Origin of the sequence: Dysgonomonas sp. Marseille-P4677 (assembly GCF_016652235.1) — a bacterium.
Lineage (GTDB): Bacteria > Bacteroidota > Bacteroidia > Bacteroidales > Dysgonomonadaceae > Dysgonomonas.
In genome coordinates this window covers 1-13175 of sequence record NZ_JAEPKU010000123.1, presented here as the reverse complement: position 1 = coordinate 13175, position 13175 = coordinate 1, and the positions used below count along the sequence as shown (strand labels likewise).

Below are 13175 nucleotides of genomic sequence, written 5' to 3'. Positions count from 1 at the left end.
TTACAAATGTATGACAAAAATCAATAGATTTAGCATAAAAAGTGCTAATACTAGAGTAACGCTCAGAATTATGAAATTTATGATATTTTTTCTCTTCTTGGGAATAAATTTCAGTTTTGCCGGCAGCAGTTATTCACAAACGACCACCCTATCTTTAAATCTAAAAAATAAAAGTGTGAAAGATGTTTTCTCTGAAATAGAGAAGAATAGCGAGTACATTTTTTTCTATTACGATGATATTATTGATATCAATAAGAAAGTTTCTATCAATGTTCACAAACAAACTATAGAGAAAATCTTAAATGATCTTTTTGATGGTACAAATAATACATATGTAATATCGGACAGGCAGGTCTATATTTCTAAAGCAAATAAGAATAAAGTGAGTGATCTAGCTGTGCAAGATGACAGAATTACTGTAAAAGGTAATGTAACCGACATGAATGGAGATCCTCTTATTGGAGTATCGGTTATATTGAAAGAAAATCCCCAAATAGGAACTGTTACCGATCTTGACGGTAATTATAGTATAAAAGTTCCTGATAGATTCTCTACACTAAAGTATAACTATATCGGTTTCATCTCTAAGGAAGAAATAGCTGGAAATAGAAAAATCATTAACGTTATCATGCAGGAGGATGTCGGCCAGCTAGAAGAGGTTGTCGTTGTAGGTTATGGTACACAAAAGAAGGCTTCTATAGTAGGGGCAATATCAACCATAGAACCAGCAAAGCTACAAACTGGAACGACACGTTCGTTGAGCAACAATCTCATCGGAAATATAGGCGGTATAATAGGAGCTCAGCGTTCAGGCGAACCTGGATACGACAATTCAGAATATTGGATACGAGGTATCAGTACCTTTGTATCGGGTGCAGCCCGCAGCCCATTAGTTTTAATCGATGGCATCGAAAGATCTCTCGACAATATAGATGTTGAAGAGATTGAAGACTTCGCCGTTTTGAAAGATGCCTCTGCCACTGCCGTATACGGAGTTCGTGGAGCAAATGGCGTTATCTTGATAACCACCAAAAGGGGAAAAGTAGGTAAAACAACCGTAAGAGTGAATTTCGAACAGGCCATAACCGAAGCCGTAAAAATTCCTGAATTCCTAGGTGCGGCAGATTATATGCAATTACTTAATGATATAAGTTCGCAAAATGGGGGCAATTTACTCTATGATCCGCAAAAAATAGAAAACACAAGAAATAAAGTTGATGATGACCTATATCCCGATGTTGATTGGTTAAGAGCTGTATCTAAAGACCATGGCTATAATACAAGAGCAACAGTCGATATATCAGGGGGAACTGAAAAGTTGAGATACTCATTCGTCGCAGCGTACTATAATGAAAACGGTATTTTGAAAAGAGATAAAACTCAGGAATGGAACTCGTCTTTAAGACTTGACAGATATAATGTACGATCAAATGTAGATTTAGATGTAACCCCAACTACATTATTAAGAGTCAATTTAGGAGGATATCTTCAGAAACGGGTAGGACCACCTATGAGTATAGATGATCTGTTCAAAGATGCCTTTGCCACACCACCATTTGTACACCCTACCCAATATTCATCGGGACAAATTCCTCGAATACCGGAACGAACAAACCCTTGGGCTAACAGCACACAAAGAGGTTTTGAACGAGACTCACAGAGTAAACTCGAAACTCTTCTTTCTGTTGAACAAAACCTGAAAGCCATACTACCCGGCTTAAAAGCTAAAGTAAACTTCTCTTTCGACAGTTTTTCTCGCAATGGAGTAAAAAGGTTTAAAAATCCGGAGTATTATAATGTGGCTACCGGGCGGGATCCGGAAACAGGAGAATTACAACTCATTGTAAGTTCTTATGGACAGGAATTCTTGGGACATGAACAAATAAAGCATTGGGGCGACAACAGCACTTATCTTGAAGGAAATATATCATATAATCAAGTATTTAATAGTAGACATGCCATTGATGCTCTGGTCTTATACAACCAACGGGATTACGACAAAGGTGATGACTTACCATATAGAAATCAAGGGTTTGCCGGACGTTTTTCATATACGCTAAATAGCAGATATATAGCAGAATTTAACTTTGGATATAATGGTTCTGAAAATTTCGCTAAAGGAAAACGTTTCGGTTTTTTCCCATCGGTTGCCGCCGGATGGATTATGTCGGAAGAACCATTTATGCAACCGTTGAATAATCTATTCTCAAAAGTAAAATTCAGGGCCTCGCTGGGGAAAGTAGGAAATGACAAATTTGACGGAAGACGGTTTGCATACATCACAACAATTACCGACCAAGGTGAAAATGGTGGTTACTATTGGGGCTATTTAGCTGACAATCATCGTAACGGAAAATGGGAAGGCGACATTGGCATCGCTAATATGACATGGGAAACCGTTACTAAAACTAATCTTGGATTAGAATTAGGGTTGTGGAATCAACTGGAATTACAGATCGATTATTTCAGCGAAAAGCGCAGAGATATTTTTATGAAGCGTAACAATTTCCCTAACTCTGCCGGATTTGCAAATACTCCTTGGGCTAATTATGGAAAGGTTGATAACAACGGAGTAGATGTTACGCTGAACTATAACAAACAAGTAAATAAAGACTTATTTATAAATGTGAGAGGAACTCTAACCTATGCTAAAAACAAAATTATAGAACGAGACGAAGACATGGGTAAAATAGGTACTAACCGAGCAGAAACAGGATATCCCGTAGGACAGATATTCGGACTTATTGCAGAAGGCCTATTCACCGATGACGACTTTTCAGATGTAACAAATGGTATACTCAAGGATGATATTCCAACTCATACATTCGGACCTGTTCGTCCGGGAGATATAAAATATTGTGATGCTAATGGTGACAATATTATTGACGAAAAAGATAGATGTCCTATCGGAGGTACAGTAGATCCAGAATTAGTATACGGATTTGGTGCAAATATTATTTATAAAGGATTTGATATGGGATTCCTCTTTCAGGGAAATGGTAAAACATATAGGACAATAGGTCGAGGGTCATTTTTCCTACCAGGTTCTACGCAAGGAGCCACAGGGAATATTTATTCGAATGCTTACGATAGTTGGACTGTAGACAATCCGAGCCAAGACGTCTTTTATCCAAGATTAACAATCGGAGCAAATACAAATAACTCACAAGAATCGACATGGTGGTTGAAAGATATGAGCATGCTCAGGCTAAAGAACCTGGAAGTCGGATATTCTTTCCCTAACAAACTAATACGAAATGCAGGCATGGAAAGCGCAAGGGTTTTCTTAAGAGGTACAAATCTATTTTGTATTTCCGACTTCAAACTATGGGACCCAGAACTGAGTACACCTGATAATAACGGACTAAAATATCCAATGATGAGGTCATACTCGATTGGTTTACAAGTAAATTTCTAGCAGATTAAAATAGTTGAAGATTATGAAACACAATATATTTAAAACATCTATAATTTCTATTATAATATTTTTGTTCGGAAGTTGTAATTATCTTGAAAAAACACCTGATGATATTCTGACTCTCGAAATGGTTTTTCAGGATAAAACTAGAACAGAAGACTGGCTAGCCGGTGTATATTCGAAAATTCCAACTCCGTATCTAGATATGGTAAAATATGTAGACGGTTTAGCAGACGATTTCTCTCCTTCGAAAGGATGGGAGGCTTATGGATGGGAATGTATCACAAAGATACAAGGAAACTGGAGTTCTTCTAGTGGATGGGGAGCCGGCTATTGGGGTGATCTTCCTCCCAAAATAAGAGCTGCGTATATTTTTATAGATAATGTAAGGGCCAACCCACAACAGCTTGTAAGCGAACAAGAGGTTACATATATGAAAGCTGAATGCAGATTTCTTATAGCCTACTATTACTATCTAATGTTAAGTAACTATGGTGCCATTCCATTACAAACATGGCTTTCTGATTTCAACACACCTACCGAAGAATTAATGATAGGACAAACACCATTTGATGAAGTAGTGGAATGGATTGATAATGAACTGCAGGAAGCATCTAAAATATTGCCTCCCTATTATACCAACTCTCAAAAATACGGAAGAGCAACATCTATCATGTGTCAGGCAGTACGGGCACGTATGCTTCTTTTTGCAGCCAGTCCACTAGTAAATGGCAATGAGGATTATAAAGGATATGTAAACAATAAAGGACAAGAAATATTCAATGCTACTTACGATCCGTCTAAATGGACTAAAGCAGCTGCAGCTTGTAAAGAGTTGATAGATTTAGCCCATGCAAATGGGCATAAATTATATTATGAATATAATGATGATGGAACAATCGATCCTTTTATGTCATATCAGAACATGTCATTTAAAAGATACGATGAAGGAAATAAAGAGATTTTATTTGCCCGTCCTAGTACAGGGAAAGGTAGTAGTAATAATGATCAATCTTATGAGTATGATAAACATGCGCAACCAAGAGGTACTGGAGGTAATGGCGGACTAGGTGTTTCTCAAGAACTCGTCGATGCCTTTTTTATGGAAAATGGACTAAGCCCTATTACAGGTTATAATACCGATGGAAGCCCTATAATCAATACAGAGTCAGGATATACAGAAACTGGATTTTCGACTGAGGACGATCTACGCAAAACAAAATGGATAGAATCGAAAGGTAGTTTGGATAATAGTGAAAACCCTATTACATTAGCTGGTACACATAATATGTATTGTAACCGTGAACCTCGATTTTATCTATCTATCCTTTATAATGGCAGCTGGATAAGAAGAGAGAATAGAGAATCTCGCTTCTATAGTGGCGATTCTGATGGTGGACCTACACACGATGCTCCTCAAAACGGATATTTAGTAAGAAAAAAAGTACATCCTGATCATGACCCGCGAAACAACGGAAGACCATACCGTCCGGGAATACTATACCGTTTAGGAGAAGCATATCTGAATTATGCAGAAGCCCTGAATGAATCGAATCCAAACAATCGAACTGAAATATTATATTACTTGAATAAAATCAGAGAACGGGGAGGAATTCCTCAATATGGAGATGCTACGGGACAAATCCCAACACCCAAGAATCAGGATGAAATGAGAGAAGCAATTCGAAAAGAACGACGGGTTGAACTAAATTGTGAATTCTCGATCAGATACGATGATATCCGTAGATGGAAGATTGGAGAGAAGACCTTGAATAAAACATTCTATGGAATGAACTATGAAGGAAATATTAAAAGTGATGACAAATCGGAGCCTAAAGCCTATTTTGTGAGAAAACCATATATAAAAAGAGTTTTCACTAAAAAGAATTATTGGGCTCCTATACATCAGAACCAAATAGATAAAAATCCGAATCTAAAACAGTTACCGGGATTTTAATTCTTATGTACTAATAATACATCTAAGATTAATTTAATTGAAAAAAAGAAAATGAAAGCAATATATAAAATAGTATTTTGTCTCTTGTTGGGAATTTGCTGCATTGCCTGCAACGATGATAACGACAGTATACATGGCGAGCCTCTGATCTTAAAAGCATCGAATGATACAATTCTTCTGAATGAAGAACTTGCCGATGAACCTGCAATTACATTCACTTGGAATAAGGGAATAGACCGGGGCTCTGAAAATACCATTGTATACATTTTCCGACTCGATGTTTTTGGTGCAGATTTTGAAACATCTACCGATCCTATAGAAGTTGCTGCTGATGGAGAATTTGCAATTAGTTATACTAATAAAGAACTAAATAACTTGATTACAAAAAAATGGGGAATTCTTCCAGGTGACAGAATTAAATTGCAAGCCAGAGTAGTAGCTAAAGTGAACGGACCCAAATTCATATATCCCGAAATATCAGTTATTGAAATTGAAACTAAAAGTTATATCATTGCTCCTAAGCCTTTATATATGGTGGGTGATGCAACTGCGGCAGGTTCAGATCTAAATAAAGGAGTGAAAATAACTGAAGGAGATATTGGTGTTTTCTATCATTGGAAAGGTAATTTAAAAGCCGGCAGCTTTAAATTTATTTCCAATCTAGGTAGTATGCTCCCTTCGCTGAATAAAGGTATAGATAATTCATCGTTGGTAGAAAGGACAAATATTAACGAACCGGATAATATGTTTACAATAGACAAAGCAGGTTATTATGCAATTGCTTTGTTCAGAGAGGATATGAAAATTACTTATACGTTTGTTCCGTATCAGGCAGCATTCCTTATTGGAAATGCTACTACAGCCGAATGGGAGCTTGGTAATGCTATAGAATTTGTATGGAATCCGACTACACCAAATGTATTCACTTTAGAAACAGAATTGAAAGACGGAGAATTTAAAATACTTACCGAAAGAAATTGGGGTGCGGCCACATTCAGGCCAATGGTAGAAAATGGTTCCTTAAAAGAAAAAGAAGTTCAGGTATATTTAGGAGATCCTGATCTCAAATGGAAAGTAAATCCTAATCAAGCTGGAAAATATCGCATTATATTAGATGTAAACAAAATGGAAATAACATTTAATAAGCTATAATACCATTTTCAGACAATAGTAAATGCCCAAAAGAAAAGTGTCCTCAAATACTGAGGACACTTTTCAATTTAAGATTTACTCTTTTTGTATTTCGGTCCAAAAGGGAAATAGCCTGCTTTTCTACGAAGCTTTAATCTTCTATAAAGGATAAGAGGTTTTTTCTTCAATTTACCTTGATAATTCAGAATAAAGTCATCTGTTGCATCAAGTATTCGTTCTGATGATTTGCCATCTCTAAATGGATGAACCTTATCCATAAATGCTTTTATATTATTCATCAGATCTTCCGGACGCTGTAAAGCTTTCATTATAGCTCCCTCTATTTCATCGGGTCTTTCTACATTTAATAAATGATTTGCAGGAAAAGTATTCTTATATGTTACAGCAGGCTTATTAAACCATAAGAACTCATATATAACCGAAGAAGTATCACTTAACATTACGTCTGAACTTCTAAATAAGGAGGCTTTTTCTTCAGTTTCACTAAAAGTAACATTATCATATTTATCTGCTAGATACTTATACTTAGATAATACTTTCTTATCCATTTTAGGATGAAATGAAAATATCCAATTCCAATTCTTTTTTATTATAAGCTCTTCTATTGTACTATAGATAACTGATGCTGATTCTAATCCTTTGGTAAAAGTCGGTGCATATATGATAGTGGGAGGCTCGTTCTCTACTTCTTGACCAATATTAGACAAGCAATTGTCAAATTTGCTCCAACCTGTTTCATAAACCTTGAAAAAACCATATTTTCTCTCTAGCTCTTTGAATCGAGGTGTAAACATTGGACTAGTAGTGCAATAAATATCAAAGAAACCTCGAATTTTATAGTGATCTCCAAAGTTTGACCGTTTATAATATAAGCCATGAAATATCTGAACTTTTATTCCCGGAATAAAATCATAAACCCGTACACCCGGAACAAATACGGCTATAGGATCATAATACATCACCTCTTCTATTGTTTTAAGATGCTTTTCGTTTTCTCGTATACATAAAGGTGAGGAATCTTCTATAAACCAGGCTACATCATCTCCCCTTTTCCATATTGCATCCTGCAAAGGACGAAGTATGGAGAAGGAATAAGAATAAGAAACAAAGAACAAATATTTCTTCATAAAGTAAGAACCAACTATTTTCTAAAATGCAGAAAAAAAAATAGAGAAAGATGGTAAATTTTCTATTTATACCATCTTCAATCCATGATTGATCTTATCTATCCTATAATTACTACAAGATTTAACAGATGAAAACCAATAAAGTTTGATATATTTATTTTATCTTTTTTCGTCCGGCCTTACTTAATGCCTGATCTAGTATATATTGTATCTGTCCGTTGGTACTGCGGAATTCGTCCGCAGCCCATTTTTCGATAGCATCCATCATTTCCTGATCGATACGTAAGACGAAACTTTTGACGGTAGATTCTTTTTCTTTCTTGGCCAAAACTGAATAAGTTTAAGGTGTTTAATGATGTAATGTACCTGCATTTACAATGGGCTGAGCAGCCTCATCAGCACAAAGAACAACTAATAAATTACTTACCATAGCCGCTTTACGTTCTTCGTCTAGCTCTACAATCTGATCTTTTTGTAATTTATCTAAAGCTAATTGTACCATACTTACAGCACCTTCAACTATCTTTTCACGCGCAGCAATTATAGCATCAGCCTGTTGACGACGAAGCATTACACTTGCTATTTCTGCCGCATATGCCAAATAATTGATACGAGCTTCAATAACTTCGATACCCGCAATAGCTAAACGACTGTTCAACTGATCTTCGAGTTTCTGACTAACCTCATCACCGTCTGAGCGTAATGTTATCGCATCTGCTTCATGGTTGTTATTATCGTATGCATACATACCTGCTACCTGACGTAAAGCGGCATCACTTTGTATCTTCACAAAATTGGAAGCAGCTGTCATTACACCCATTCCAGCCGAATCGATATCGAATGTAGCCTTATAGGTGTCTTTTACTTTCCATACCAATACCGCCCCTATCATTATGGGATTACCGACTTTATCATTTACTTTTACCGGCTCAATATCCAGATTACGTGCACGTATAGGAATCCGACGTGTAGAATAAAAAGGATTTACCCAGAAAAAACCGTTATCGGTAAGAGTCCCTTTATACTTTCCAAAGAAAATCATTACACGTGTTTCGTTCGGCTCGATCATTATCAGCCCGTAAAACAAAGCCGGCAATGTAATAATCAGAGCGACAACACCCAATGCCATAAGTAGCATATTATCGGATGTAAATAAACTAATGCAAATAAGAATTATTACCAATGCCAAAACGATAGCAAGGAATCCTGAGATTTTAGTTCCTTCAAATTTTATTTCCTGTGTTTTCATATTTCTTTTTGATATTAAAATAATATCACAATAATAACAATTATTTTAAAATAATCAAAATAAATTCAAATATTATTTAGCACATTATAAACACTATAGTTCAAATTTAAGAATCTCTCCATAGCCAGCTAATTTATCGAAAGCTCCTTTCAAATCAGTTTCTCCAAAATAAACTTTGAAACAATTAATTACTCCACCATGTGCAAAAACAACAACGGATGAATAATTTTCTTTTTTTATTTCATCCAAGAAAGATGCTACTCGCTCGTACATTTGCTGAAATGATTCACCGTTAGGAGCAGGATTATTTATCCAGTCTTTTTCCCATTCGCTCATATCTATTTTATCCCATTCCTTCATTTCCCAATCTCCAAAATGAAGCTCTTTCAAACGGTCGTATAACTGAATATCCGAATATCCACAATATTCAGCTAATTTTTTGGCCCGACTTAATGGACTAGAAAAAACGACATCGCAAGGTATGTCTTTCAGTTTCTGTTTCACTATCTCAGCTTCCTGCTCGAAAGTATCTTTTAACGGCACATCGGTTTGTCCATAACAAACACCATTTACACCCACTGCCGTATGCCGTACAATATGTATTCTCATAAATTATTTTAATGTATTTATACAAAATTCGAAATAGCAGCTATTCCCAAATAAAAAGACAATTCGCACATTAGGAAAGTAGCGCCGCAACAATCTCCGGTATAGCCTTGAATTTTCTTTTTCATTAAAAATATCAAACCTATAAAAACAAAGATAGGAAATAAAATTGCCAACCAAAAGTGGATATTTAACAATAAAACAAGAGGAAAAACACCGAATATAATAGATACAGCAGCTGTTTTAACAGACATTTTATTATATACGGTTTTAGATTTACTTGTTTCGGCATTACGGGCATAAGGCAACACTAATGTTACTAGCGAAGTTATAAACTTACATAAAGGATCAGCAGCCAATATCACCAAACAAGCTAGATGTAAATCCAAATGACTTAATAAAAGATAAAACAATAAAAAATACAATATAAGACTTAATACACCATAAGTACCTATATGCGAATCTTTCATAATATCTAATGTCCGCTCCCGTGTGGTACCACCACCAAAGCCATCGAAAAAATCAGCCAAACCGTCCTCGTGCAATGCGCCTGTAATGAGTAAACGGCTGACAATTGCTAAGACAACCGCTATAGAATATGGTAAAATATGAGCTGTACACCAAAGCACACCAGCCATTACTCCCGCCGTAAGCCACCCTGCGACAGCCCAATAATTTATTACCTGCTTAAAATACTCGGCAGGAACATTAAATGCTTTCAAACGCCAGAAAGGCAAGCGAGTGAAGAACACAAAAGCGGCAGCTATATTTTTCATCAGAAATACTTCGTTACTTTTATTTCTTTAAAGGAATTCATCTCATTAATCATTCTTACAGACGAATCAATAATAGGGTATGCACACAATGCCCCTGTACCTTCGCCCAATCTGAACCCAATATTAAGAATGGGTTTTGCCTTCAGATATTCCAGTAATAATTTATGTCCTGCCTCGTCGCCTTGATGCCCAAAGATTGCATAATGTAATACATTCGCATTCAACTTAGAGGCTACAAGCATACAATTAGTCATAATGAAACCGTCTACAAGTATCATCATTTTCAATTCGGCCGCTTTAAGCATTGCTCCTACAGTCATCACCATTTCATAGCCACCGAAATAACACATAATATCTTCTAAAGAAGCATCGCCTTTATAATTATCCATCGATTGCTTCAATACATTATACTTATGATTGATAATATTACCTGTGTGATCACAGCCTGCACCGATACATTGATCTAACGGAACACCCGTCAGATAGGTCATCCATAATGCAGAAGATGATGTATTGGTTATACCCATTTCGCCAAAACCGATAATGTTACAATCCTGATCGAAACAGTCCTGTACACATTCAGCTCCGCGCTGAATTGCCAACTCCATTTCTTCATGGGTCATAGCTGCTTCGTGAAGATAATTACGAGTACTCTTCCGTATTTTTTTATGAATGATTGGATCTTCCAGTTTAAAATCAAAATTAACTCCGGCATCTACAACCTTAAGGTCAAAGCCATGCTGACGTGCCAGAAAATTGATACCTGCACCGCCCGCCCAAAAGTTAGCAATCATCTGATAGGTAACTTCCTGTGGGGATGGGCTTACGCCTTCGGCGGCAATCCCATGGTCTCCTGCAAATACGATATGACAAGGATTAGACAATTTAGGGCTTAACGACTGTTGTACCCAACCAATCTGCATAGCTAAATCTTCGAGTATCCCAAGGGAACCTTTTGGTTTAGTCAGGTTATCTATTTTTTCTTGTAAATAAGAACGAACATCATCGTTCGGTTTTTCGATCTTAAACTGTTGCATTTATTATTTTGATTTTAACTAAAAAGTGACAAAAGTTACAACTTTCACTACTTTTTAATTTGTTGCTTTATATCTTACTTTTTTTTAAGTACAGTATAGATAAAGTTCTGCTACTTGACTTTCATTGGAATTCCCGAAACCATCAGATAAACCTCATCCGCTTTCTTAGCTATATACTGATTGAGCCAACCTTGCAAATCTGCGAATTTCCGCTGAATATCATTTTGTGACATCTCTCCAAGTCCTATTTCATTGGTTACAAAAATAAAACGTGCATCCTGCTCTATAAATTTATCAAACTCCGATTTGAGGGCATTCAAGGCCAATTGAACATCTGAATTTAAATCAAAAAAATAGTTTGTAGCCCATAAAGTAACACAATCTACAAGTACAACTTTTCCTGATAAATCATGTTTGCTCAGCTCTTTATCCTCCTCTATATTTATCCATTCTTGGCCTCGCTCGGCCTTATGTCGTTCTATACGGATGCGATGCTCGTCATCCCAAATACGAGATGTTGCCAAATAGATGGGACTGGAGGATAGAGACAGGGCGATATCCTGAGCATGGCTGCTTTTTCCGGAACGCTGCCCGCCTGTTATCAATATGATTTTTTTAGCCATTATTTCTTTCTTTTGTATAAGAAGTCTTTCCAACGCTCCTCTATACTTCCTTCCATAAACATATCGTAACGAGCCATTGTAAAGAATAAATCCGATAAACGATTTATAAAGCGCATGATAGGAGCCGGTACCTCGTCTTGCTTATTTAGAGTCCACAAACGACGTTCGGCCCGACGAGCAATTGTTCTGGCCAGTTGCAGGTGTGCAGACACAATAGTTCCACCGGGTAGTATAAATGTTTCGCTAGGCCCCATTTTATCCGTCATCTTATCCATATATTCTTCACAAAGCTTATCCAAGCCTTCATCCAGATTGTTAGAATTTTGATCTCTTATATCAGACGGGGTCGCCACTTGCGACATAACAACCATAATCTCGGTTTGTATTTTAAACAAAAGAGGTTGCCATTCGTGCTCTTTAGGTAAATGTGCACGTACAATGCCAATTGAGGAATTAAGTTCGTCAATTGTACCATTGGCTTCTATGCGCACATCGTCCTTATCGACGCGCTGTCCTCCAAAAATGCCTGTCTTACCTTTATCTCCTCCACGAGTATATATTTTCATACGATTTTATAATTATAAGTTAATAATATGAGGAAAACTGCGACAATAAAGACCATCACAATTTCCACTTTTATATTTATTTGCGTTGCTTTTTGCATATCTGCTGTAGTCAACTGCTTTTCGTTATTTCCAATATAAGGTTTTTCTACTATCTGTCCGAAATATATATTAGAGCCTCCAAAACGACAATTTAATATTCCAGCCATCGCCGCTTCGGGATAACCTGAATTAGGACTTGCGTGTTTATTTCCATACTTTACCACAAAAGAGATAAGAGATAATCGCCCGCTTACGGTAATCATAAGCAATGATGTTAAACGAGCAGGAATATAATTAGCAATGTCATCTATACGAGCTGCCCAACAACCGAATTGTTTGTATCGCTCATTTTTATATCCAATCATCGAATCGAGTGTATTTATCATTTTATAGGCAAACATCCCGGGAACACCTAACAACATATACCAAAATAGAGGAGCAATAACTCCATCACTCAGGTTCTCAGCTAAAGTTTCTAGTGCTGCGGTACGTATTTGTTGCGGTGACAATGACGATGTATCGCGCCCAACAATACGGGTGACCTGTCTCCTTCCCTCTTCGACAGACGAGTCGACTGCAACAAAGACTTTTCGGACTTCATCGATCAGCGTTTTTCCTGCAAGAC

At 36.7% G+C, this 13175-nt stretch carries 12 protein-coding genes; 3 read left to right on the top strand and 9 right to left on the bottom strand.

Translation table 11 applies throughout. From position 1 onward, the window contains the following. Positions 1-79: 79 nt before the first annotated feature. From JGH11_RS16165 to JGH11_RS16155, 3 genes are read left to right on the top strand one after another with little or no spacing between them, the layout of a single operon-like run. Positions 80-3418: a TonB-dependent receptor gene (locus JGH11_RS16165; RefSeq protein WP_370567618.1), complete on the top strand. Its 3339-nt coding sequence runs from the start codon at positions 80-82 to the stop codon at positions 3416-3418. 22 nt (positions 3419-3440) lie between these two features. Next, positions 3441-5375 (top strand): RagB/SusD family nutrient uptake outer membrane protein, encoded by a 1935-nt coding sequence (locus JGH11_RS16160; RefSeq protein WP_201113544.1) that lies wholly within the window; start codon positions 3441-3443, stop codon positions 5373-5375. 51 nt (positions 5376-5426) lie between these two features. After that, on the top strand, positions 5427-6527 hold the full coding sequence (locus JGH11_RS16155; protein ID WP_201113542.1) for a SusF/SusE family outer membrane protein: 1101 nt from the start codon (positions 5427-5429) through the stop codon (positions 6525-6527). A 68-nt stretch (positions 6528-6595) separates the two neighbouring features. Here JGH11_RS16155 and JGH11_RS16150 read toward each other — a convergent pair whose 3' ends face one another. The 9 genes from JGH11_RS16150 to cbiB all read right to left on the bottom strand — a co-directional run. Continuing rightward, positions 6596-7654: a CDP-glycerol glycerophosphotransferase family protein gene (locus JGH11_RS16150; protein WP_201113540.1), complete on the bottom strand. Its 1059-nt coding sequence runs from the start codon at positions 7652-7654 to the stop codon at positions 6596-6598. Between the two features lie 154 nt (positions 7655-7808). Next, positions 7809-7982, bottom strand: coding sequence for an Arc family DNA-binding protein (locus JGH11_RS16145; protein ID WP_201113538.1), 174 nt, complete (start codon positions 7980-7982; stop codon positions 7809-7811). A gap of 21 nt (positions 7983-8003) precedes the next feature. Beyond that, on the bottom strand, positions 8004-8903 hold the full coding sequence (locus JGH11_RS16140) for an SPFH domain-containing protein (RefSeq protein ID WP_201113536.1): 900 nt from the start codon (positions 8901-8903) through the stop codon (positions 8004-8006). 93 nt (positions 8904-8996) lie between these two features. After that, a complete protein-coding gene (cobC, locus tag JGH11_RS16135; protein WP_201113534.1) occupies positions 8997-9512 on the bottom strand; it encodes an alpha-ribazole phosphatase in 516 nt (171 codons plus the stop codon). Positions 9513-9529: 17 nt separating this feature from the next. After that, positions 9530-10285, bottom strand: a complete 756-nt coding sequence (locus tag JGH11_RS16130) for an adenosylcobinamide-GDP ribazoletransferase (RefSeq protein WP_201113532.1) — start codon at positions 10283-10285, stop codon at positions 9530-9532. Then, positions 10285-11322 carry a nicotinate-nucleotide--dimethylbenzimidazole phosphoribosyltransferase gene (gene cobT / locus JGH11_RS16125; RefSeq protein ID WP_201113530.1) on the bottom strand — a complete coding sequence of 346 codons (1038 nt, stop codon included), beginning with the start codon at positions 11320-11322 and terminating at the stop codon, positions 10285-10287. Before cobT ends, JGH11_RS16130 begins: the two co-directional genes overlap by 1 nt. A 110-nt stretch (positions 11323-11432) precedes the next feature. Further along, positions 11433-11945, bottom strand: coding sequence for a bifunctional adenosylcobinamide kinase/adenosylcobinamide-phosphate guanylyltransferase (locus JGH11_RS16120; RefSeq protein ID WP_201113528.1), 513 nt, complete (start codon positions 11943-11945; stop codon positions 11433-11435). Beyond that, on the bottom strand, positions 11945-12511 hold the full coding sequence (locus tag JGH11_RS16115; RefSeq protein WP_201113526.1) for a cob(I)yrinic acid a,c-diamide adenosyltransferase: 567 nt from the start codon (positions 12509-12511) through the stop codon (positions 11945-11947). Before JGH11_RS16115 ends, JGH11_RS16120 begins: the two co-directional genes overlap by 1 nt. Continuing rightward, the coding region (gene cbiB, locus JGH11_RS16110) for an adenosylcobinamide-phosphate synthase CbiB (protein WP_201113524.1) at positions 12508-13175 on the bottom strand (668 nt) is incomplete at its 5' end. The genes cbiB and JGH11_RS16115, both read right to left, overlap by 4 nt.

Bases quoted from the DNA above. Each gene is read 5' to 3' on its own strand.
- JGH11_RS16165 (WP_370567618.1), top strand. From the start codon at position 80: ATGATATTTTTTCTCTTCTTGGGAATAAATTTCAGTTTTGCCGGCAGC.
- JGH11_RS16160 (WP_201113544.1), top strand. From the start codon at position 3,441: ATGAAACACAATATATTTAAAACATCTATAATTTCTATTATAATATTT.
- JGH11_RS16155 (WP_201113542.1), top strand. From the start codon at position 5,427: ATGAAAGCAATATATAAAATAGTATTTTGTCTCTTGTTGGGAATTTGC.
- JGH11_RS16150 (WP_201113540.1), bottom strand. From the start codon at position 7,654: ATGAAGAAATATTTGTTCTTTGTTTCTTATTCTTATTCCTTCTCCATA.
- JGH11_RS16140 (WP_201113536.1), bottom strand. From the start codon at position 8,903: ATGAAAACACAGGAAATAAAATTTGAAGGAACTAAAATCTCAGGATTC.
- cobC (WP_201113534.1), bottom strand. From the start codon at position 9,512: ATGAGAATACATATTGTACGGCATACGGCAGTGGGTGTAAATGGTGTT.
- JGH11_RS16130 (WP_201113532.1), bottom strand. From the start codon at position 10,285: ATGAAAAATATAGCTGCCGCTTTTGTGTTCTTCACTCGCTTGCCTTTC.
- cobT (WP_201113530.1), bottom strand. From the start codon at position 11,322: ATGCAACAGTTTAAGATCGAAAAACCGAACGATGATGTTCGTTCTTAT.
- JGH11_RS16120 (WP_201113528.1), bottom strand. From the start codon at position 11,945: ATGGCTAAAAAAATCATATTGATAACAGGCGGGCAGCGTTCCGGAAAA.
- JGH11_RS16115 (WP_201113526.1), bottom strand. From the start codon at position 12,511: ATGAAAATATATACTCGTGGAGGAGATAAAGGTAAGACAGGCATTTTT.